The organism is Sphingomonas endolithica (genome assembly GCF_025231525.1).
Taxonomy (GTDB): Bacteria; Pseudomonadota; Alphaproteobacteria; order Sphingomonadales; family Sphingomonadaceae; genus Sphingomonas; species Sphingomonas endolithica.
Genome location: NZ_CP103057.1, coordinates 19,760 through 41,288, shown reverse-complemented (window position 1 = coordinate 41,288; position 21,529 = coordinate 19,760). Strand labels below are relative to the sequence as shown.

Below are 21,529 nucleotides of genomic sequence, written 5' to 3'. Positions count from 1 at the left end.
CGGCCGACGAGGAAATCAATGTGCTGCAGCCCGCGGGCTGCCGCATGCGATCAGTTGCGCGGGCGCTTTGCCGGCTTGCGCTCCTGCGCCTGCAGGCGCTGGTCGATACCATCCACGCGACCGGTGAGTTGGTCGAGCCGCTGGCCATTGTTCTGCAATTGCCCGGAAGCCGCCTGCGCCTCGGCCAGCGCCGATTTGGCGACGCCGTCGGTTTCCTGCAATCGCGTCTCGAGCGTATCGACGCGCTGGCTCACCGGCGCGATCTGCTCCCGGACATAGGATTTCGTGGCGCACCCGCCGAGGCCAACCGCACCCACCAGGATCACGGCTGCAGGAACGAATTTCGATACGAATGGGGACATGTTTCTTCCAATCACTAACCAAGGGTGGAAGCCAAGCCGAGCGGCCCGATTTGAACAATCCGCATTATGACCGGTCGTGCATCTTCTCGGCTCAGCGGATCGTGTCGGGGCCTGCTACCTGGCCGGCCGCCTCGCGTCGGGAGCGAACGGGTCCGTCGGTATATCGTCGGGCCGATCCTTGCGGGCTCCACCGCCGGCGATCTTCACCTTGTGAATCCACACGCAGCGGCGCAATTCCGCCACCGCAGCACCGCTGCCCTCAAGTCTCAATTGCTCAACCGGCACGTCGCCGCGGGAGATGCGGAGGACCTTGGAGGAAGCGAAATAGGCGGGAAACTTTGCCTCGAAGGTGGTGACGAACCCGCGCTTCCCTTCCGAAGCCATACCCACCGCGATGTGGTTGGCGTAACCGCCGGTCGACAGGCGAAAGTTCAATTTCATCTGTTCTCTCGGCTTAATCGACCAGTTGGCGTTCAGGACAGACAGGTGATTGGTGCCGTCGACATCCAGCCCGAGCAGCAGCGTGGTGCCCCCCGCCCGTTCAAATTCCCTGGTCAGGAAGCAACCCAGCTTGTCCCTGCTTGCGGTAACCGTCCAGCCGCCGACATCCCGCGCGGCATAATCCTGCGCGTTTGCAGGGCCGATGGCGAACAGCCCTGCGACGACGATCAATGCGCCAGTGGTCCTCGGAAATTGAGATCGATCATTCGAACCAATATTGTGGATAGTCAGCTGTGGCATCGGCATCCGCATAGTCTCCCCGACGACATTAGCCGGCGGCGGCGCCCTTGACCACGCGCGCCGTTGCTCCGCGGTCCAAACTTCTGTTCGCCTGCAACGGCAACCTCGCGTCGGCCCGAGCGCAGCAAGCTCAGTGCTCGCCGCCCTCAGGCGCCCGCATGGCTCGCACCGCCACCCATCGTCCATTTCGTTCGGCCAGCCACACGCGCAATTCGCACCCGTCGGCGCGCCATATCATCTCCGCAACTTCGCGCTTCAGATCTCCAGGCGCCAATAGCACGTTACGCACGGACATCCTCACCGCATCCGTCGCTTCACCCAGAACAAACCGGTCAGTAGTGGCCGGCGAACCGTAATGCGTCTTGAGGGTGTCAAAGGTTTGCCCTAGCGGCGCGTCCGGCGCATCGGACGGAATTGGACAGTTTGCGGACCATCGATGGTCTGTGGCCAAAAGGCGCTTTGCTGCAGCGCCCTCCCCACGCGCGGCCGCGCCAGCAACCACTGATTGACGAGCGAGCGACCGCCCGGCCTCATCGCCGCTCACTGTCGCCGCAACACGCGGCCCGTCGTAACCCGCCGCCAGTACGCCAAAGAGGATCGTCAGCCAGACTGTCGACTGCATCACCGCCCGTTCGGCAGTGCGTCCACGTGTCCCATGGCGCTCTCCTCCAATCCTTATTCTCGCCAGCAAAGCCGATACGTTGTGGAAAGAAAGACTTCGGATCAATCCGGCTACACCACCAACACCGTCGCCCCGCGCGTGTTTCCCGCCTCCAGCGCACGGTGCGCGTCCGCCGCGTTCTCCAGCGCGAAGGTCTGCCCGATCTCCGGCACGATTGCCCCGGTGCGCAACATCTCGAACAGCCGCGCGACGCCGGCCTGTCGTTCCTCCGCAGTCACATAATAATGGAACAAGGTGGGTCGCGAGACAAACAGCGAACCCTTGGCTGCGAGCACGCCCAGATCGACGCCATCCACCTTGCCGCCGGCATTGCCATAGCTGACGATCAGGCCGCGCCGTGCTGCGCTATCGAGTGAAACCTGCCAGGTCGCCTTGCCCACACCATCGAGGATCACCGGCACGCCTGCGCCGCCCGTGATCTCGCGCACGCGGCCGGCAGTATCCTCTTCCTTGTGCAGGATGACGTGATCGGCGCCCGCGGCACGCGCCTGGGCGGCTTTCTCGTCGCTGCCTGCGGTGCCTATCACCGTCGCGCCGATCGCTTTCAGCCAGCCGACGAGCAGATGCCCGACACCGCCTGCCGCGGCATGGACCAGGACGGTCTGGCCGGGCTGCACCTTGGCGCAGCGCTCGATCAGGAATTCCGCGGTGCAGCCCTTCAGCAGCAAGGCGGCAGCAGTCTGGTCGTCCACGTCATCGGGTAATGGCAGCAGCGTGTCGGCCGGCAGGTTGCGCGCCGTGGCATAGGCGCCAAGCGTCGGGCCGAACGTCCCCACCCGGTCACCGGGGGCGAAGTGCGTCACCCCCTCGCCCACTGCCTCGACCACGCCGGCGGCCTCCGATCCCAGGCCGCCTGGCAGCTTGGCCGGGTAAAGTCCGGTGCGATGATACACGTCGATATAGTTGAGCCCGACCGCGATATTGCGCATCCGCACCTCGCCCGGCGCGGGATCCGGCAGGTCGACATCGATCCAGTCGATCACCTCGGGTCCACCGGTGCGGCTGATCTGGGCGGCGCGGGTCATGGCGTATCTCCTGGCTCGTCGCCCATCCTAGACCATGCGTTTCGAGTTGCAACGCCCCGCCCCACGCGTCATCTAGTCACGCAACCGTACCGCACATTCAAAAGCGTGGAGACGATGATGAAGAGCTACCTCAAGCATTATATCGACGGCGCCTGGGTCGATAGCGACGGGGGCACGCGCCATGCGGTGATCGATCCCGCGACCGAACAGCCGGTGAGCAAGATCATGCTTGGTAGTCATGCGGACGTCGACAAGGCAGTCGCAGCGGCCAGGCGTGCGTTCGAGAGCTTTTCGCGCACCAGCGCGGCCGATCGTGCGGCTCTGCTGGGCCGCATCATCGAGGAATATAAAGCTCGCATCCCCGATCTCGCACAGGCGACGAGCGAAGAGATGGGCGCGCCGATCGGCTTTGCCACGGCAGCGCAGGCACCGGCCGGCCTCGGCTATTTCCTCGGCACGCTAAAGGCGCTGAACGAGTTCAGCTTCGAGGAGATGGACGGCAAGACGCGCGTGGTGCACGAGCCGCTGGGCGTCGTGGCAATGATAACGCCGTGGAACTGGCCGCTCAACCAGATCTGCGCGAAAGTCGCCCCGGCACTTGCCGCCGGCGACACGATGGTGCTGAAGCCGTCGGAGGAAGCACCGGGCTGCGCGGTGATCCTGGCCGAGATCCTCGACAAAGCGGGCGTGCCGGCGGGTGTGTTCAACCTCGTCAACGGCGATGGTCAGACGGTCGGCGCGGCGCTGTCCACGCACCGCGATGTCGACATGGTGAGCTTCACCGGATCGACCCGCGCCGGCATCGCCGTGGCACAGGCGGCCGCTGCCACCGTCAAGCGCGTGCATCAGGAACTGGGCGGCAAGGCGCCGAACCTGGTGCTGCAGGGCGCCGATCTTGCCGCCGTGCTGCCGCCCACGCTGCAGGGCGTGATCGCCAATTCGGGGCAGAGCTGCATCGCGCCGACCCGCCTGCTGGTGCACACGAGCCAGGTGGCTGACGCGACGCAAGTGGTGAAGTCGATCATGGAAAGCGTAAGCGTCGGTAACCCGAACGAGATGGGTGCGCATATCGGGCCGGTGGTCAACAAGGCGCAATACGACAAGATCCAGGGACTAATCCAGTCGGCGATCGACGAGGGCGCGACACTCGTCACCGGCGGCACCGGGCGCCCGGATGGCCGCAATGCGGGGTATTTCGTCAAGCCGACGCTGTTTGCCGATGTCACTCCTGGCATGCGTATCGCGCGCGAGGAGGTGTTCGGGCCGGTGGCGACGATTACTGCCTATGACGATGAAGAGCATGCCATCCGCCTGGCCAACGATACCGAATACGGGCTGTCGGCGACGATCTCCGGCGACCCCGCCGAAGCTGCACGGATCGCGCCGCGGCTACGTGCGGGCATGGTGACGATCAATGGCTGGTCGGGGGGCGGCGGCGCACCGTTCGGCGGCTACAAGCAATCCGGCAACGGTCGCGAGGGCGGCAAATACGGGCTGGCCGATTTCATGGAGATCAAGGCCGTTATCGGCGCGCCGGTTTGACCGAATGACGACGATCGATGTGCTGATGCCCGTTGCCGGCAACGCCTATGCGGCGACCGCTCCGGCCTATCTCGACACCTACCGCCCGGCCTTCGCCGCGCACGGCCTCACGCTGAACGGCGTGCCGTGGGACGAAGCCGCGGGCACTGCCGATGCGACGCTGGCGCTGTTCGCCTGGGGCTATCACCTCGATGTCGTGCGCTGGGAAGAGGTGCTCGCGCGCTGGCCGAGCGATCGGCCGCTGCTTAACCCTCCGTCGCTGCTTCGCTGGAACACGCGCAAGACCTATCTGTTTGAACTCGCCGACCGAGGCGTGCCGATCGTGCCGAGCATCTTCGGCGACGCGGACGAGGATAGCGCGGCGCGTGCCTTCGATGCGTTCGGCTGCGACGAATTGGTGATTAAGCCGCAAGTCTCGGGCGGCAGCCACAAGACGGTTCGCGTGCGCCGCGGCGAGAGTGTCGCGCCGCTCAGCGATGCCATCCTGCAGCCGTTCCTGCAGGCGGTTGGCGACGAAGGTGAATTGTCGCTGCTGTTCGTCGGCGGCTTGTTCAGCCACGCCGTGCGCAAGGTTGCCGCTGCGGGCGAGTTCCGTATCCAGCCGCAATTCGGCGGCGTGCTCACGCGGTTCAAGCCGGCGCCGGAGCAACTTGCTCAGGCCAAACGCGTGGTCGCCGCTCTGCCGGCACCACCGTTATACGCGCGGTCGATTTTTTGCGGCTGAGCGACGACAGTCTGGCGCTGATGGAGGTCGAGGTGATCGAACCCGATCTGTACCCGAACCTCGCCCCCGAACTGCCCGAGAGGTTGGCGTCAGCAGTGCTGGCCGCGATCTGACGCCCGGCGCTCAATAATCCTTCGACACCCGCACGTTCGCGCTCTGCCTGCCGAGCGTCGAAATGCTGGAGAGCAGCGACAGCCAGCGCGTGACCTGGAACTCGACCTGGGTCGCGGAATAGCCCTGCCCGTCGGTGACGATCTCCGCGAACAGGCGCCGCGTTATATACTTGCCGGCCGCGACCGAAGTGCCCTGCCCGGTCTGCGGATCGGCCGGCAGGATGCGCAGCCGGTCGAGCCCTGCCGCGCGGCGCACTGCATTGATCGGGTTCAGCCCGCCGCCACCATTCTGCAGCGCCGCCACCGCGGCCGCCAATTGCAGTGCCTCAGGCGCCGACAAATTGGTGATAGAGGTGCCGAACAGTAGGCGCGACAGCAATTCGTCCTCCGGCAAGGCCGGCACGCTGGAGAAGCTGATATCCGGCTTCAGCGCGTTGCCGGTCACCCGGATCGTCGCGTTCAGCCCGGTCGCCCCGGCATTGGCCGCAATATCTAGCGACGGGTTGGCGGGCACCGATCCGTCGAACAGGATGATGCCGCGTTCGAGATCGAACTCGCGTCCGGCGAATTCGTAATCGCCACGGATCAGGTCGGCGCGGCCGGTAATTACCGGGTTTTCGGGCACGCCGCCGATCTTCAGGTCGGTCGACCATTCGCTCGACAGGCCAAGCCCACTGACGCGCAGATTGCCGGGCGCGCGGGCCTTGATGTCCAGCCGCCACGGTTTGCGTGGTGTATCGTCTTCCTCGCCGCCATCGGGCACGTTGATCTCGCGGATGTTGAGCCGCGGCACCGCGCTGGCCGCAGTCGCTTGGCCAAGCCGATAGCGGCTGCTGTCGAGCCGCACGTCGCCGGTGATCACGCCGCCTGCGCCATCCGACGTGAACGTCAGCGGCCCGGTGACCGAGGCGCCGATATCGTCGCGGTTGATCAGCGCGGCCCGCTCAGCCTGTACCCTGAGGTCGATGCCGAACCCGTTCCGTGCCGACAGGTCGAACGTCCCACTACCAGAAACACGCCCCTTGCCGGCATCCGCGGCGAAGGTGCCGATGCGCAGACGCGAGCCGCCGAATTGGCCGGTTGCCTGCACATTGGTCAGCACAGTACCGGTCGTGCCGCTCTCCAGCCGGGCGCCGTGCGCCTGGACGACACCGCGGATGCTCGGGTCGTTGGCGCGCCCGCCGACATCCGCCGCGATCGCGATCGGCCCGGTAAGGTCGAACAGTTCGACACCGGTTAGCCGCCACAGCGTATCCGCCGGTCCGCTATACCGCAGTTGCGCGAACAAAGCCGCGTTGGTCAGCCGGTCGGCAAGCCCGCCGCCGCCAAGCGGCATGAGCCGCGCTTGTGCGCGCCCCACTGTCTTGCCGCCACTCGCCATAACCGCGCGCCCGACGGCCTTGTCGGCCTGCAGCACGGCGGCGATTCCCACGTCAATCGGCTGCGAGGACAGCACCAGCCCCGATCGGGTAAGGCCCCGTACCGTCATGTCGATCCGTCCGGTAGGCGCCTGCCCCTCGCCTTGTGCATAGGACAGCTTGCCCGAGGCACTGCCGCCAAGGCCAAGCCCGGGATAGCCGATGTCGAGGATCGCCAGCGGCATGCGTGTAACGCTCGCATCGATCGCGCTGGACGTGCCCGTGAAGCGCCCGCCGACCTGCGCCTGTCCGCCGGCGAAGCTCAACTGCGTCGGTGCGAGGCGCCACCCGTCCCCATCGCGGCTGAATACCGCCGGGGTCAGCAGCCGCAAGGGTCGCCGGTCGAGCGTACCTTGCGCCGACACGCTATAGCTGTCGGCTGTCACTTGCGTGATCGACTGGATGTCGAACGCGCGCCCGCGATTGCCCGCGATCGACGCGGTCACCTCGCCGATCCCGCCACGCAGCCGCGCATTGGCAGCGAAGCGCCCGATGACGAGCGCTCCACGACGCAGGCCGCCGCCGGTCACGGTCGCGTCGATTGAGGTCCCCGCAGGATCGAGCAGGGCGACCATATCGATCCGGCCGCGGCGCAGGGTGACCTGATCGGCCAGTCGCGCCGCCACCGCATCAATGTGCGCTTCGATCCGCTGGATGGTGCCGACCGGGCGAAACAGCAATTCGCCGTTCAGCCCGCCGCCGGCCACGGCAAGCCGCCCGCTGAATCCCCCAGTCACGACGTCCAGCGCACCGCTCGCACGCGTGCCGCTGACATCCAGCCGGGCAATAGCGATTGTGGCATTCCCGCCGCGTGGCAGCAATATCTGCCCGTCGCCGGTAAACGGCCCGAGCCGCGATCCCCCACGCGCGGTGAAAGCAAAGCCCGCAGCATTGGGATCGAGATGCGCCACCACACTTCGAAGTCCCAGCGTCTCGTTCGGGCGCGCAAAGACGAGATCGAGGGTCGGTCGGTCGATCTTCCCGTCCAGCTTCAGCGTGAGCGGGCCATAGGTCGATTGCCGCCCGCCGCCTTCGAAATGGAACGTCCCGTCACGGCGGCGATAGCCGGTGCCGGTCAGGCGGATCTGCGGTGCGGTCAGCACTAGGTTGGTCAGGTGCAGGATGCCATCGGGCGTGCGTTCCAGCCCGGTGACAATGCGCGGCAGGCCGCCGGCCAGCGACCGGAAGAAGGCATTGTCGAGGCGCACCATCTGCGCCACGCCATTGCCGATCACCCGCGTGCCCTTGCCGTTGGCCCCCGGCACCACCTGCAGTTTTGTCGTGACATCGACGATGCCGAGGCCGGGGATGAGATAGCGGCCCAGCGCGCCGTTCAAGCCGACCTCGTAGCGTCCGGTCTTGAGATCGAGGATCAGGTTGATGCGCCCGCTGAGCTTGTCGGACCGAAGGCGCAGGTCGGTACCGGTCAGCACTTCCGGCGTGACCTTCAGCACGCCGTCGATGCCGATATTGCGCAGGATGCCGCCGGCGACATCACCCACGCCGGTGACTCGAGCGGCGGTCAGGCGGATCGGTACGCTGACCGGCGCCTTGGAGAACCGCCCCTTGCCCGCCGCGCGGACGATCTCGAACCCAGTGTCATCGAAGGCGGCGCGCTCGGCGGTCAGGCGATAGTCGAAGGCGGCAGTGGCGAACGACCCGTCGACGATCGCCCGCAGGGCGATGTCGCGGCCGGTCATGTTCGGGAACAAGGCGGGCGGGCGGAGCAGGCGGGCGGCGATGCGGAGGTTGCGATAAGCGCTGGCAGCGAGATCGATCGCGCCGGTCGTATCGACCCGCAACGCTGCCGAGCGCAGCCCCAGCCGACCTTCCAGCCGGCGGTTGGCCAATGTCGCGGCACCGTCGACCAGCACGCGCGGCGAGGTGAGCCGCATCAGCTTGCCCATGGTGAAGGGCGCCGGGACGAGCACGCCGTTCAGGGTATAGCTACCAGCCTTGTTGCCGATGCGCAGATCGAGCGCGGGGATGTTGCCGAAGGTGGCGCGCGCAGTGCCGGTCCAGGCGGTCCAGCTGCCTTGGCCACCGACATCCACTGTAATCGTGCGGTGCAGCCCGGAGAGCGTCGCCATCACGCCCGCGGCAGTACCGCGCGCTTGGACATCGACGTCGAAACGGTCGCGGTCGGGGGCGGAATCCAGCCGCAGCTTGAGTGAGTCGCTGCCCGGCACGATCGCAACGAGATCGATCAGGGCACGTCCGGCATGGATGTCGGCCCGCGCCTGCAGCCGCGCGGTACGCGGCTTGCCGGCAACGGCGGGCCCGATCGTCAGGCGGTCGACCCTCAGGGTGCCGATCCGGATGTCGAAACCGGGCAGGATCGGGCCGGTCTTGCCCGTCGGCAGCAGTTGCGGCGTCTTGACGAGCGTCGCCTGGGGAATGACGAGGCTGGTGATGTCGAGCCGGTTCGACGCCCAAGCAAAGGGCGACCAGCTGAGCGCTGCCCGCGGCGCTGCGAACACCAATCCCCGATGGTCGCGCACGCGCACGTCGATCAACGTCGCCTGCGAATAGATCGAGCCGTCGATCCGCCCGATACTGTAGCACAGGCCGTTGGACGGACGCTGCGCCGCGACCTGGTTGGTGATCCAGCGATGGCCGACACGGGTGTCCAGTAACAGCAATACGCCACCGACGAGAATTAGCAGGGCGACCAGCAAGCCCGCCAGCCAGCGCCACCAGCGCCGCCGCTGCGGGCGAGCCGTCGAGGTCTGCTCGTCGGTCAAAATGCCTGGCCGAGCGACACGTACACCGCGATCCGGGCGTCACCCGGCTGCGGGTTGATCGGCGTACCGACATCGACGCGGATCGGCCCGAAATTGGAATAATATCGCACGCCGAGCCCGGCACCGAAGCGGAATTGCGTGAATTTGGGCAAGGGGGAGGTATAGATGTTGCCGCCATCGAGGAACGGCACCAGCCCGAAATTGCCGAACGCCTTGATCCGCGCCTCCAGCCCGAACTCGGTCAGGCTGCGCCCGCCAATCGGATCGTTGTTGGGATCGCGCGGCCCGATCGCCTGATAGGCATAGCCGCGCACCGACGCGCCGCCACCGGCATAGAAACGCCGTGATGGCGCCACCGCATCGCGCGGCGCGCCGGCAATCGTGCCGAGGCGGATGCGCCCGGCAAGGATCACCGCATCGGTGAGCGGCTGATAGGCGCTGGCATCGAGTTGCACGCGCGTATAGCCGAACGCCTTGCCCTGCAGCGACAGTTCGGGCGACAGCCGCCCGCTCAGGCGAAAGCCGTGCGTCGGGTTGAGCAGGTCGTCCGAACCGTCATAGCTGAGGCTGGTCGGCAGCGCGCCGATAAAGAAAGTGCGGCGGCGGGGCGCACCCGTGCTGACAATCACGTCGCGTTCGTCCGACGCGACCAGTTCGGCGCCCAATGACCAGGTCCAGGTTTTCTGGAAGAAGATGTTGGTCTGCTTTTCGAGCGATCCCGACAGCGAAAAGGTCCGCGCCTGATAGGCATCGCGATCGAGGTTGGAGGCGATCGCCTGCACGGTCAGCACGCGGTCGCGCTTGCGGAAATTGTTGCGACGAAAGCCGACGCTGGCCAATTGTTCGCGCGTACCGGCAACTCCGCGCACGGTCAGCGCGCCTTCGGGCGGAAACAGGTTGCGGTGCGTCCAACTGAGTTCCGCGCGCGCGCCTTCGCCGGTGCCATAGCCGAGTTCGCCGGCAATGGTACGCGGCGGCGCCGGCGCGATCGCTACGGCCAGATCGACGGTGCCGGGCACCTGCCCTTCGACCGGCTTGAGATCGACCGTGGAGACCAGCCCGGTCTGGATCAGCGCGCGCCGCAGGTCGGCGACCTTTTCGGCGGTATAGGGCTGGCCCGGCTTGAAGCGCGCGATTTCCTGCATGTGTGCTGCGCCGAACACTTTGTTGGGCGGGCTGGTGATCTGCCCGAAGCGGCGCTCGCCGCCAGCGGCCACTTTTAGATCGAGCGTTGCCGTGCGCGCGGCGCGATCGATCACGATCTCCGGGTCCCCCACGCTGGCGAAGGGAAAGCCCTCCTGGCCGATCCGCGCCGTCAGCGCGGCCTGGCCAGCGACGATCGTGTCGGCATTCACCGGATCCTCGGGCTTCACGCCGAAGGCATCGCGCAACGAAACGCTCTTGTCGCCCGCTGTGGCCAAGCCGTCCAGCGTGACGCCAGCGAAGCGGTACAGCGTGCCCGGCTCCGCCTCCAGCGTGACGCGCGCGCGTGCGCCGGCGGGCTCGATCCGGCTGGCCACGCGCGCATCGTAATAGCCTTCGCCTCGCAGCAGCCCGGTCAGCAGATCCGCATCTTCACGCGCGCGGCGATCGAGTTGAGCGGCATTGGCGGTCGCGCCGTCATTCTGCTTCAGCGTGGAGAGTTCGTCGAAGCGCTGCCGCAACAGCGGGCTTGCCACGGCATCGATGCCGTCCACGGCGACCTCGTAGCGCCGGTCGCCCGTCAGGCCGGACGTGGCGGCGGGATCGACCGGCTCGGCGGGCGCGCTCGCGAGATCGGGCCAATCGACGCCCAGATCGGGCAATGGTGCCATCGGCGCATCGGGACTGAGCGAGCTGATATCGGGTGTAGCATCCTGAGCGGCAGCATTGTCGGAGGCAGCGGGGTTTGGCACCGGCGCGGCAACCCTGTCCTGCGCGATCGCGGGTGCCGTGGCGGCGAGAAGACCAGCGGCGGCGCACCACATCGCGCCCCGCCCCCCGAGCGAGACTGACATGCCACTGCTCTAGCGGGACAGAGACGCCAGCGACAGGCCCGTGACCGCGAATTTCGCGCGCTATGGCGGATCGGCATCGTCGGATGGTGAACCCGCAACCGAACGCCTTGCGCCTGCGAAGGGCTCAGCGAAGCGTGCCGATCGTCCGCGCCGCTTCGGCTAATGCGGCGTTTTGATCGGCGATGAATGCGTCCAGCTCCGCCTCGTGAAACGGCAGTCGAAATTCCACCCCGGCGCGTGCGCCAGATACCCAGGCAACGATGGCAAGCTTGGCTCGTTCGCCGCTGCCGACACTCACCTTCTGGCCTTTTTCCAGCGGCTGGCTGCTGTAGATCAGCGCACCGGTACGCGAAATGTTGAGCAAGTGGATGCGGATGATCCCGCCGGCGCCATCCAGCTGCGACGGGAAGAACACTTTGAGCCGCGGGCTGGCACGTATGACCAGTACTTCCGCTTGTCGATCCTCCACTACGCCCCCCTGACTCCAAGGGCGCCTAAAGCACAAACGGGCGGTTATTGCATGATTAAAGTGGGTTAAGTCAGCAGTGACTAACGTCGATGCGACGATGCATCGCCGCTTGTCGGGACTGTGCGCCTGCAAAGCAAAACGACGCGTTCAGTTGCTGCCCGATGGCATTTCGAGATGCAGATACAGCGGGTTGAAGTCGCAAATCTGGCGCATGCCGTCCCAGTTGGAGAACTTCACGAATCGCTTGCTCCGATCGACGACCCCGTCGGCTTCGAGCGACTTGAGCGTCCGGTTGACGTGCACTGACGTAAGGCCCACCGCGTCGCCCAATTGTTCCTGCGTCATCGGCAGTTCGAAGCTGTCATCATTGAAGATGCCGGCAGCGCGGGCGCGGGTCGCCAGCTCGCAGAGGAGATGGGCAATGCGGGTGCGCGCGTCGCGGCGCCCGACATTCATCACCCATTCGCGGTAGACGGAGGCATCGACCAGCGTGTCGACCCACATCGCCTTGGCGATCGCCGGTCGCTCCAACGTCAGGCGTTGCAGCGCGACACGATCGACGGCGATTACCTGAAGTTCGGTGAGCGCCTGCACATTGTGATCGGCAACGTCGAGAAACAGGCTCTGCAGGTCGATGAAATCGCCTGCCATGTGTAGCGCGACGATCTGCCGGTGCCCCTCTGCCGTAAGCTTTTGACGAAAAGCAAAACCCGATTCGATAAAGGAGCAGCGCGAACGCGGCGGGGATCCCTCGCGGATGATATAGGTGGAGGCATGGTGGCTTTGATGGGCATAGGGCAGTGCCAGGATCGCCGCCCGATCGTCGTTGCCAAGCTCCGCACGCATCGCAAGCTTGTTCACCATCCGGTCAAGGGGTGAGTTCGTGTCAGACATAGTGGCTCCCGATGGGCGGGAGCACACGCATCTCTCAGTCGCCGCGAGCCGGTTAACGTCGCGGCGATCTACGTGCACTAACATAAAAAAAGACGGCTTGTGCAACATAGATTATATTCGTGAGATAAGTTGCGCGCGCGCCAAGTGCTTGCAGCTTACGGTAGCATCGCGCCGCAGAATGCTGGCGCAGGGCAGCGTGGCATGGCAGGAGGACCTATGGTCACCACACCCCCTTCCCGCCCACATTCGTCGCAGGCTGGCGGCTTCCTGATCGCGATCGGCATGCTGGGCGGCGCTGCCGTCGGTTTCGCTTACGGGCAGGCGACGACCGGATTCCTGATCGGCTCCGCCAGCGGGATCGGCCTTTCGGTGGCGATCTGGTTGATCGATCGGCGGCGCTGATCAGCGCAACGCGCGCGACAGCCAGACGACACGACCAATCACCTCAACGTCGGCGACGTCGTAGTGCGGAAGCGCCGGAAAGTCCGGATTGTCGCTGGTAATGGCCAGCGTATCGCGGCGGCGCGACACACGCTTTACGAGAAGTGCGCCGTCGATGCGAATCACATAGACCGCCGCCCGAGCACCGATGCGGCGATCGCCTTCGTCGACCATGATGCGGTCACCATGCTCGATCAGCGGCGCCATCGAATCGCCGTTGGCGTCGATCATCGCCAAGGCGCGCGAGCTGATGCCCAGATGTTCGAGCATCGCGCGATCGAACGGTAGCGCGGCCGCGCTGCGTTCCTCGCCATTCAGCCGACCGGGACCAGCCGAGGCCGCGACATCCAGCAACCGCACCGTGACCGTCGGCGGCGGCGAGGACGCAACCGGCCCACCCAGTAGCGACTCGTCGATCCGGAAATAGGCCGCGAGCAGCTTGCGATCGCGCTCGGCGAGCAAACGAGGCGTGCCGCGGCGGACGAACTGTTGGAGGTAGGCGTCGTTGCGCCGGATCATGCGCGACAGCGCGGCATAGCTGTCCCCCCTGTCGGCAACCAGGCGGTCCAGTATCGCGCGGGCGTCGGCCTGCTCCATCAACCCGCAATAGTCATAGGATTTTTCCTAGACAAGTCGTTCTTTGTGGAACAGATCAGGAACATAGAGTCAGAAGGAAAGACGATGTCGATGTCGATGTTGGTACTGATGTTGATCGAGCGTTACCTGCGCAAGACGAAGATGCCAGAAACGAAGTTCGGTCGCCTGGCGGTCAACGATCCGCGGCTGGTGCGCGATCTGCGCAATGGGCGTGAATTGGGCCCGAAAGTCGCCGAGCGAATCGCGGCGTTCATCATCGCCGGTGTCACCAGATGATGTGCGGGAGGAATTTGCGTGGTCCGGACGTCGGTACGTTGCTAGTCCGCGCCTTGTATCGCGCCTCGTGTCGTGCGGGTTGCCCGTTGGAGATCGTCACCGCCGATTGGGTGCGCTGGGCGAGCGCCACCTTCACCGGCGCGCGGCACGCCACCATTTGGACGGCACTCCCCTCGCCCGCGCTCGATGCGTGGCTGGCCACCTTGCCCGAGACCGAATTCGACGTGCGCGGCCATCTGGTGGCGGATGTCGGCGTGCAGGCGGTAACCCGGAGCGCGGCAAGCGTCAGGCTGGAAATCGAAGCCTTGACGGTCGAAGCGTGACGGTCAGTTGACGCGCATGGCCAGGCTGCGGAGCGAGGCAAGCGACTCCTGCAGGCTCTGCGGGGGCATGGAAGGTGCCGGGTCGTTGGCCGTCTCGCGGCGAACGACGCCTTTCTCCAGTCGGTCGAGCAATGCGTGGATGCTGGCCGAAGCGTCGAAGTCCACGCGCGGAGCACGCTGCGGTGTCACCGTGGGCATAGGTTCGGGTTCGGGCTCCAAGGCGGGTATTGCGCCCGCCGTCGGTACCACCGGCAGGTCGAAGGTCTCGAACCGCTCGCCGGCCTCAAACACCTGTGGGCGCCAGGCGGCGGCAGTCATCGCTTGCGGGTCGAACGCGGCGAGCGGCAGATCGAGATCTCGCGGCAGCGCGCGCTCGATTGGCGGCGACTCGGCCAGCATATCGGCGGCAAACGAACTCGGCAGATCGGTGCCGATCTCGGCGCCGGTCGGCGCCCTCACGTCGAGGAACGGCGTCCCGAGATCGCGCGAAGCGAAGAGCGGGCGGCGCGCGGGCGCATCGGGATGCGCATCGGCGCGGCGCAGGATCGGCGTGGCGTCCGCGCCACGGCTAACCACCACCCGGTTCAGATCAACGGTGCGCGTGCCGACCAGCAGGTACAAGCCGAGCCAGACAAGCAGGCCAAGCCCGCCGCCACCGATCATGATCAAGGCCGCGCGTGCCGTGATGCCGAGCGGCGGTTCGGCGGCAGGAACGAGCGCGGCGATGCCGCTGTCCAGCACGAGAGACTCAAGGATGCTCGCCGGCATGACCGCGAACAGCAAAGCGACCGATGCGGCAATCGCAGCGGCACCCAGCGGCGCGACCGGCAGGATCAGGTGTGGACGATGGGGGCGTGCGACCATGGTTCCACTGATGCATCACCGCGAGTAAGCATTTGGTAAACGGGCGCGTAACGCGCCACATTGACCGACCAACTGCGTTCGGCTTCGACAAAGGCGCGGCCGCGATCGCGCCGAGCCTCCCACGATCCGCGATCGCCGAGCAACCCGGCGAGCGCGCGCACCACACCTGCCGGATCATCGGGCGGGAACAACGTGCCGGTATCGCCATCGCGGATCAGCTCGCGGTGCCCGCCCACGTCCGAGGCCGCGACGAGCCTACGCTGCGCCATCGCCTCCAGCGGTTTTAGCGGCGTGACGAGATCGGTCAGCCGCATGCGCTTGCGCGGATAAGCGAGGATGTCGATCAGGCTGTAATAGCGATCGACCTCGGTATGCGGCACGCGCCCGACGAACTTGATGTGATCGGCAACCGGCGAGGCCGTGGCCTGCGCGCGGAGCGCCGCCTCCATCGGCCCGCCGCCGACCAGCACGAGGTGCGCGGCGGGTCGCTCGGCAACCAAGGCAGGCATTGCGGCGATCAGATCGTCCAACCCTTCATAATCGTAGAAGCTGCCGATGAAGCCGATCACCTCCGCGCCATCAAGGCCGAGTGCGTGGCCAAGCGCCGCATCATAGGCCAGCGGCGTGCCGAACAATGTCAGGTCGACACCGTTGGGCGAAACCATGATCTTGTCCGTCGGCACGCCGCGCGCGACGAGATCGCCGCGCAAGCCATCGCAGATCACCGCAACGGCATCCGCTTTGCCTACCGCCCAGGTCTCCAGCGCACGTGTCGCGCGGTATTTGAGCGAGCCTTCCGTGCCCGTGCCGTTGCCCACGGCCGCATCCTCCCAGAAGGCGCGGATCTCATAGAGCAAGGGCAGCTTGTGCCGACGCGCGACCTTCAGCGCGGCCAGCGCATCCAGCACCGGGGAATGCGCGTGCAGCAGATCGGGCTTGAACGCGGCGACCGCGGCATCGATGCGGCGGGCGAAGGCGGCGATCTCGCGCACTTCCCCGAACGGTGCCGGAAGCGGCTTGACCGGCGCGGTGCGGTGGAAATCGATCCCGTCGACCCGTTCCAGCGCCGTGCCGATCGCGCCGTGGCGCGGGCCGGTAACGGCGGCCACCTCCCACCCGCGGCGCATCTGGCTCTTTAGGATCGCGCGTGTGCGGAACGTGTAGCCGCTTTGCAGCGGCAATCCGTGATCGAGAACGTGGAGTATCCGCATGATGCCCTGCCCTGCCACGCCAGTGTTTAACGGGGCGTCAACCCCGGAGCGTTAACGAGAGGGACACGCCGCCGACAGGATCCCTGCCAGATGATCGACAATTTCGCGCTTGCGATCAGCCACGGCCTGATGCTGCTCACCGCATGGCTGCTGTTGCGCCGCCCCGATCTCGACGACGAAACCGCGCCGGCGACGGAGGATAAGACGGGTGCGTGATCTCGTCTTCGTCGCCTTCCTGTGCGTGTTCTTCGCCTTCGGATTTCGTCGCCCGTTCATCTTTGCGCTGGTCTATGTCTATATCGACATCGTCTCGCCGCAGCGGCTGACCTATTTCCTGCTGAACGCCGTGCCGATCTCGCTGATCGCCGTCGGGCTGACGGTCGCTGCCTGGGCGCTGGTGGACAAGAAGACGGACAGCCGCTTCGCGCCGCGCCAACTGCTCATCCTGCTGTTGCTGCTCTATTGCTTCGTGACGACAAAGTCCGCCGACTTCCCGATCGAGGCCGTCGCCAAGTGGGAATGGGTGTGGAAGGCGCTGGCCTTCGCCGCCTTCCTGCCACTGATGCTGCGCACCCGCCTGCGCATCGAGGCCTTGCTGCTGATCATGATCCTGGCCGCCTCCTCGATCATAATCGTCGGCGGGATCAAGACAGTGGCGAGCGGCGGTGGCGGCTATGGTCAGCTCGACCTGATGGTGACCAACAATTCCGGGCTCTACGAAGGCAGCACGATCAGCACCGTGGCGATCGCCATCATCCCGATCATCCTGTGGTTCACCAAATACGGCACGGTGTTCCCGCCCGACTGGAAGGTGAAGGGGTTCTGCTATTGCCTGATCTTCGCCTGCCTGCTTATCCCCGTCGGCACCTCGACCCGCACCGGCTTGCTGTGCATCGGCCTGCTCGCCGTGCTGATGCTGCGCGATACCCAGCGCAAGGTCCTGTATCTCGGCATACTCGGATTGCTCGGGCTCGTCGCCGTGCCGTTCCTGCCGAGCACCTTCACCGACCGGATGAGCACGATCAAGACCTACAAGGCCGATGAATCGGCCTCCACCCGTCTCGCCGTGTGGAAATGGACCTGGGAATACGCCAAGGACCATCCGCTCGGCGGCGGGTTCGAAATGTACCGCCAGAACAAGATCCGCTACGATACCGAGACGGTCGAGAAGGTCGAAGGCACGACGAAGATCGACCGAAAGCTGACCGTCGATCAGGCGCGCGCATTCCACAGCGCCTATTTCGAGATGCTGGGTGAACAGGGCTTCCCCGGGCTCGCTTTGTGGCTGGTCATCAACATCACCGGCCTGTTCCGCATGGAAGTGATCCGCCGCCGCTATCGCAAGCCCGAGGTCGGTCAGGAGTGGATCGCGCCGCTAGCCGGGGCGCTGCAGATGGCGCATCTGTGCTACCTGCTCGGCGCGGCGTTCATTGCCATCGCGTTCCAGCCGTTCGTCTACATGCTAATCGGCGCACAGATCGGGCTCGACACCTATCTCGCGCGCAAGCGGCAGGAGGCGAGTTTCCGGCCGATGCGCAAAGCGAGACCACGGGCGTTGGCTGCCACGACGTCGTGAGCGGCCGCACGGAACTGCGCGCGCTGACCAGCGTCCGCGGCATCGCGGCGTGGTTCGTCGTGCTCTACCATATCCGCCTGTCGATCGCCGGGCTTCCGGCCGCCTGGGTCGCCTTCTTCGCCAAGGGGTATTTGGCAGTCGACTTCTTCTTCCTGCTGTCGGGCTTCGTCATCTGGCTGCGCTGGGGCGCAACGCTCCACGAGCGCGGATTTCGCGCAGTGCCCGGCTTCCTGCGCAACCGCATTGCGCGCATCTGGCCGCTGCATCTGTTCATGCTGGCCTGTGCGGTGGCGCTGGCGCTGTTGCTGGCAGCGACCGGGCGCGCCGAACCGGACAATTATCCGTTCGGGCAATTGCCGCTGCATATCCTGCTGCTGCACAATTGGGGCTTTACCGATCAACTGACGTGGAACGACCCGAGCTGGTCGATCAGCGCGGAATGGGGCGCCTACCTGCTTTTCCCGCTGCTCGCCATGGCAGTCGACTGGCGGCGCGTGCCGAGCTGGGCCGTGGGCATGGCGATCGTGGCAAGCTGCGTCGTGCTGCATCTGGTGATGGCCCGCGCCGGCGCCCCGACACTCGGCACCGACATCTGGCGCTTCGGGCTGCTGCGCTGCCTGACCGAATTCGCCGCCGGCACGGCGGTCTGCGCCTTGTGGCAGCGCTGGCAGGCGGGACCGACGATCCCCGCCGCTTTTGCCACCCTGGCCGCTGGCTGCATGGCGACGTTGTGGGCGCTGGGCGTGCCTGAAACGCTGACGGTGCCATTGCTGTTCGCCGCCGCCCTGCTGGCATTGGCATTGACCTCCGGGCTCCGCGCCAATCCGCTGGACACTGCAGCACTGCACTATCTCGGCGAGATCAGCTACGCGACCTATCTCGGCCACTTCCTGCTCTGGATCGTGTTCAAGCTGGTTCTGGTGACCGACCCGCGCAGCGTATCCGCGCCCCTTATCGCGCTGTTCCTGCTGCTCGTCCTCGTCAGCTCCGTCGCCTTGTACCATCTGGTCGAACGCCCGGCGCAACGGTGGATCAACGCCACGCCCTGGCGAAAGGCGGAACGAACCCCCGGGGTTGCGCATTCCTCCTGCAATGACCGCCCGAATAATCTACCACGACAATAGCGAACCCGGGATCACCCGCGAAAAACTGGAGCAAGGCTGGGCGTATTTTCACGCTGACGGTACGCGCATCGAGGATCGCGACGAGATCGATCGGCTGAACGCGATCGGCCTGCCCCCCGCCTATCGCGACGCCTGGTTCTGCCCAAAGCCCAACGGCCATATACAGGCGGTCGGGTGGGATGAGAAGGGTCGCAAGCAATATCGCTATCACCTCGATTTCCGCAGCAAGCAGGAAAGCGCGAAGTACGAACTGTGTGCGCCGTTCGGCCGCGCGCTGCCCAAGCTGCGCGCGCGGGTCGACAAGGACCTGAAGCGCACAGGCCTTGGCAAGGCAGAGGCGGTCGCAGCGATCGTCCGGTTGCTCGATCTCGGGCATGTCCGCATCGGCAACGAGGGATACGTCAAGGAGAATGAGAGCTACGGCGCGACGACGCTCCGCAAGCAGCACGCCAAGCTGCGCGGTCAGACGCTGAAGCTGCAGTACAAGGCCAAGTCCGGCAAGATGCGCATGCTGACGATCACCGATCGCTCGCTCAGCCGCTTCGTCAAGAAATGCTCGGATCTCGACTGCCAGCATCTGTTCAGCTGGGTCGATACGGCGGGCGGCACCCACCCGGTCACGTCATCCGACGTCAACGACTATATCCGCGAGGCAACGGGCGGGGAGTTCACGGCCAAGCATTTCCGCACCTGGAGCGCCAGCGTGATCGCCTTCGAGACGCTGGCTACGGCAGAGCACGATCTCACGCTCAAGCAGTTGCTCGAGCCGGTGACCGATGCGCTGGGCAACACGCCGGCCATTGCGCGCAAATCCTATGTCCACCCCTCATTGCTGGCCTTGGTCAAACAGGGCCAGGGCAAGTTCCGCGCTACCGCCAAGCTGCCACGCCAGACGCAATATCTCTCGCGTGCAGAGCGCGGGCTGATCGCGTTCCTCGAAGACAAGCCAAGCCGGCGCGCCAAGGCCGCCTAGGGACCTCCCATGACGACCAACAACAGCGCCGCGGCCGCCGCGAAGCCGATCATTCCCAGCGCCGATATCGATACGCAGGTACAGACCCTGATCAACGCCAGCTATGTCTGGTTCCAGATCCACTGGCTGCAAATCATTATCTCGGTCGCGATCGGCACCGGCATCTTCGTCGCACTGCATGCGGCACGACGGCTGGGTGACCGGCTGTGTACGCGTGCCAGCCCGAACGGCTGGGGTGTCGTGCTCGGACGGGCGATCGCCAAGACCGGCAACTTCTTCATCATCATGACCGCGGTGAAGCTGGTCGAGGGCTATTCGGGTGCCCCCGCCGAATTCGCCACCACGATCAACTTCCTGTTCACTGTCGCTGCCGTGTTCCAGGCGGCGGTGTGGGCGCGCGAGATCATCCTCGGGGCGGTGCGCCACCGCACGCAATCGGAAAATTATTCGGGCGAGGCACTGGGCAGCGCGATGGGCATTATCCGCCTGCTCGTCACCTTCGCCGTATTCGCCATCGCGTTGGTGGTGGTGCTCGACAATCTGGGCGTCAACGTAACCGGCCTGATCGCGGGCCTGGGCGTCGGCGGCATCGCTATCGGTCTTGCCGCGCAAGGCATCTTCGCGGATCTGTTCGCCGCCCTGGCCATCATCTTCGATCGCCCGTTCCGGCGCGGCGACGTGGTCAGCTACGATCAGAGTGGCGGCACGGTCGAGGCGATCGGTCTCAAATCGACGCGCATCCGCTCGGTGACCGGCGAAGAGCGGATCATCTCGAACAAAAACCTGCTCGACAAGGAAATCCTCAACAACACGCGGCGTGACTATCGCCGTATCAAGTTCACGCTGGGGCTGGTGCAATGGACGCCGGTGGAGACGATGGAATCCATCCCAGCGATGTTGCAGGAGGTGGTCGAGGGCTGCGGGCAGAAGTTCGTGCGCGCTGGCTTCATGCAATTCGGCGCGAGCAGCTACGACTTCGACATCGAGTTCGATTCCGAAAGTCCCGAGTTCAAGCCGTTCTTCGACGCGCGCCACAAGGTTGGCTTGGCGATCGTCAAGCGCTTCAACGATGAAGGCATCGAGCTCGCTTATCCCACCCAAACGACGTTCACCGCGGCGCCGGAAGGCGGGATGATCATGCCTTACGCCGTGCCGTCGCGCGACAAACCGGTGCGGGAGGTTCGTCAGAGCATTCCGGCCCAGGCCAGCGGATCAACCGAGAATGCCCCCGGCCATGAGGGCGGCAGCGAAAATTAGTTTTCGAACAACGGGTTCGCACGGCAACCTCGAAATCGCACTCCATCTGCCGCTACGTATGCGCCACCTTTCCTTGATCCGGTCGGCGTCAGGCTTGCACCGCGCGCCCGGCAATGCCATTTGCCTGCTCGCAAAGGTTTGCAGCACGAGGAACAATCCGTGGCGACGATCAGCGT

Annotated in this window: 22 protein-coding genes; 11 read left to right on the top strand and 11 right to left on the bottom strand. The window is 65.6% G+C overall.

The features are described from left to right. Window positions 1-50: 50 nt before the first annotated feature. The 4 genes from NV382_RS00190 to NV382_RS00175 all read right to left on the bottom strand — a co-directional run bounded on the left by NV382_RS00190 (window position 51) and on the right by NV382_RS00175 (window position 2,810). A complete protein-coding gene (locus tag NV382_RS00190) occupies window positions 51-362 on the bottom strand; it encodes a hypothetical protein (RefSeq protein ID WP_260598559.1) in 312 nt (103 codons plus the stop codon). A gap of 114 nt (window positions 363-476) precedes the next feature. Beyond that, window positions 477-1,034 carry a hypothetical protein gene (locus NV382_RS00185; RefSeq protein ID WP_260598558.1) on the bottom strand — a complete coding sequence of 186 codons (558 nt, stop codon included), beginning with the start codon at window positions 1,032-1,034 and terminating at the stop codon, window positions 477-479. A 199-nt stretch (window positions 1,035-1,233) separates the two neighbouring features. Further along, the gene (locus tag NV382_RS00180) at window positions 1,234-1,725 is read right to left on the bottom strand and encodes a hypothetical protein (RefSeq protein WP_260598557.1); all 492 of its coding nucleotides are present in this window, start codon (window positions 1,723-1,725) and stop codon (window positions 1,234-1,236) included. A gap of 110 nt (window positions 1,726-1,835) precedes the next feature. Then, window positions 1,836-2,810, bottom strand: coding sequence for a quinone oxidoreductase family protein (locus NV382_RS00175; protein WP_260598556.1), 975 nt, complete (start codon window positions 2,808-2,810; stop codon window positions 1,836-1,838). A 117-nt stretch (window positions 2,811-2,927) separates the two neighbouring features. Between NV382_RS00175 and NV382_RS00170 the strand changes: the two genes are divergently transcribed. Genes NV382_RS00170 through NV382_RS00160 form a run of 3 tightly spaced genes read left to right on the top strand, consistent with a single transcriptional unit; the run spans window position 2,928 to window position 5,189 of the window. Continuing rightward, window positions 2,928-4,352, top strand: coding sequence for an aldehyde dehydrogenase family protein (locus NV382_RS00170; RefSeq protein WP_260598555.1), 1,425 nt, complete (start codon window positions 2,928-2,930; stop codon window positions 4,350-4,352). 4 nt (window positions 4,353-4,356) lie between these two features. Then, window positions 4,357-5,076, top strand: coding sequence for an ATP-grasp domain-containing protein (locus NV382_RS00165; RefSeq protein WP_260598554.1), 720 nt, complete (start codon window positions 4,357-4,359; stop codon window positions 5,074-5,076). Next, entirely contained in the window at window positions 5,067-5,189 is a 123-nt protein-coding gene (locus NV382_RS00160) for a hypothetical protein (protein WP_260598553.1), read from the top strand. The genes NV382_RS00165 and NV382_RS00160 overlap by 10 nt, the downstream gene beginning before the upstream one ends. Before the next feature lie 10 nt (window positions 5,190-5,199). On the opposite strand, the gene NV382_RS00155 is transcribed toward NV382_RS00160, so the two are convergent. The 4 genes from NV382_RS00155 to NV382_RS00140 all read right to left on the bottom strand — a co-directional run bounded on the left by NV382_RS00155 (window position 5,200) and on the right by NV382_RS00140 (window position 12,819). Continuing rightward, window positions 5,200-9,351, bottom strand: a complete 4,152-nt coding sequence (locus NV382_RS00155; protein ID WP_260598552.1) for a translocation/assembly module TamB domain-containing protein — start codon at window positions 9,349-9,351, stop codon at window positions 5,200-5,202. Next, on the bottom strand, window positions 9,348-11,348 hold the full coding sequence (locus NV382_RS00150) for an autotransporter assembly complex protein TamA (protein WP_260598551.1): 2,001 nt from the start codon (window positions 11,346-11,348) through the stop codon (window positions 9,348-9,350). Before NV382_RS00150 ends, NV382_RS00155 begins: the two co-directional genes overlap by 4 nt. Before the next feature lie 124 nt (window positions 11,349-11,472). After that, window positions 11,473-11,817: a PilZ domain-containing protein gene (locus NV382_RS00145; protein ID WP_260598550.1), complete on the bottom strand. Its 345-nt coding sequence runs from the start codon at window positions 11,815-11,817 to the stop codon at window positions 11,473-11,475. Window positions 11,818-11,964: 147 nt separating this feature from the next. Further along, window positions 11,965-12,819, bottom strand: coding sequence for a Crp/Fnr family transcriptional regulator (locus NV382_RS00140; protein WP_260598549.1), 855 nt, complete (start codon window positions 12,817-12,819; stop codon window positions 11,965-11,967). Window positions 12,820-12,927: 108 nt separating this feature from the next. On the opposite strand from NV382_RS00140, the gene NV382_RS00135 reads away from it, so the two are divergent. Then, window positions 12,928-13,113 (top strand): hypothetical protein, encoded by a 186-nt coding sequence (locus NV382_RS00135; RefSeq protein ID WP_260598548.1) that lies wholly within the window; start codon window positions 12,928-12,930, stop codon window positions 13,111-13,113. Here the strand turns inward: NV382_RS00135 and NV382_RS00130 are convergent, their stop codons facing one another. Beyond that, the gene (locus NV382_RS00130) at window positions 13,114-13,749 is read right to left on the bottom strand and encodes a S24 family peptidase (protein WP_260598547.1); all 636 of its coding nucleotides are present in this window, start codon (window positions 13,747-13,749) and stop codon (window positions 13,114-13,116) included. 90 nt (window positions 13,750-13,839) lie between these two features. Here NV382_RS00130 and NV382_RS00125 point away from each other — a divergent pair, with 90 nt between their 5' ends. Beyond that, window positions 13,840-14,025, top strand: a complete 186-nt coding sequence (locus NV382_RS00125; protein WP_418066718.1) for a hypothetical protein — start codon at window positions 13,840-13,842, stop codon at window positions 14,023-14,025. 86 nt (window positions 14,026-14,111) lie between these two features. Next, complete coding sequence (locus tag NV382_RS00120) at window positions 14,112-14,348, top strand: hypothetical protein (RefSeq protein ID WP_260598546.1); 237 nt, start codon at window positions 14,112-14,114, stop codon at window positions 14,346-14,348. A 3-nt stretch (window positions 14,349-14,351) separates the two neighbouring features. On the opposite strand, the gene NV382_RS00115 is transcribed toward NV382_RS00120, so the two are convergent. Beyond that, window positions 14,352-15,212 carry a hypothetical protein gene (locus NV382_RS00115; RefSeq protein WP_260598545.1) on the bottom strand — a complete coding sequence of 287 codons (861 nt, stop codon included), beginning with the start codon at window positions 15,210-15,212 and terminating at the stop codon, window positions 14,352-14,354. Further along, window positions 15,182-16,423 (bottom strand): TIGR04063 family PEP-CTERM/XrtA system glycosyltransferase, encoded by a 1,242-nt coding sequence (locus tag NV382_RS00110; RefSeq protein ID WP_260598544.1) that lies wholly within the window; start codon window positions 16,421-16,423, stop codon window positions 15,182-15,184. The genes NV382_RS00115 and NV382_RS00110 overlap by 31 nt, the downstream gene beginning before the upstream one ends. A 90-nt stretch (window positions 16,424-16,513) precedes the next feature. Here NV382_RS00110 and NV382_RS00105 point away from each other — a divergent pair, with 90 nt between their 5' ends. The 5 genes from NV382_RS00105 to NV382_RS00085 are packed head-to-tail and all read left to right on the top strand — an operon-like array spanning window position 16,514 to window position 21,353. Further along, window positions 16,514-16,639, top strand: coding sequence for a hypothetical protein (locus NV382_RS00105; protein ID WP_260598543.1), 126 nt, complete (start codon window positions 16,514-16,516; stop codon window positions 16,637-16,639). Continuing rightward, on the top strand, window positions 16,632-17,999 hold the full coding sequence (locus NV382_RS00100; protein WP_260598542.1) for a putative O-glycosylation ligase, exosortase A system-associated: 1,368 nt from the start codon (window positions 16,632-16,634) through the stop codon (window positions 17,997-17,999). Before NV382_RS00105 ends, NV382_RS00100 begins: the two co-directional genes overlap by 8 nt. Further along, complete coding sequence (locus tag NV382_RS00095) at window positions 17,996-19,123, top strand: acyltransferase family protein (RefSeq protein WP_260598541.1); 1,128 nt, start codon at window positions 17,996-17,998, stop codon at window positions 19,121-19,123. The genes NV382_RS00100 and NV382_RS00095 overlap by 4 nt, the downstream gene beginning before the upstream one ends. Beyond that, the gene (locus tag NV382_RS00090) at window positions 19,092-20,096 is read left to right on the top strand and encodes a DNA topoisomerase IB (RefSeq protein WP_260598540.1); all 1,005 of its coding nucleotides are present in this window, start codon (window positions 19,092-19,094) and stop codon (window positions 20,094-20,096) included. Before NV382_RS00095 ends, NV382_RS00090 begins: the two co-directional genes overlap by 32 nt. 9 nt (window positions 20,097-20,105) lie before the next feature. After that, the gene (locus tag NV382_RS00085; protein WP_260598539.1) at window positions 20,106-21,353 is read left to right on the top strand and encodes a mechanosensitive ion channel family protein; all 1,248 of its coding nucleotides are present in this window, start codon (window positions 20,106-20,108) and stop codon (window positions 21,351-21,353) included. Window positions 21,354-21,529: the final 176 nt, after the last annotated feature.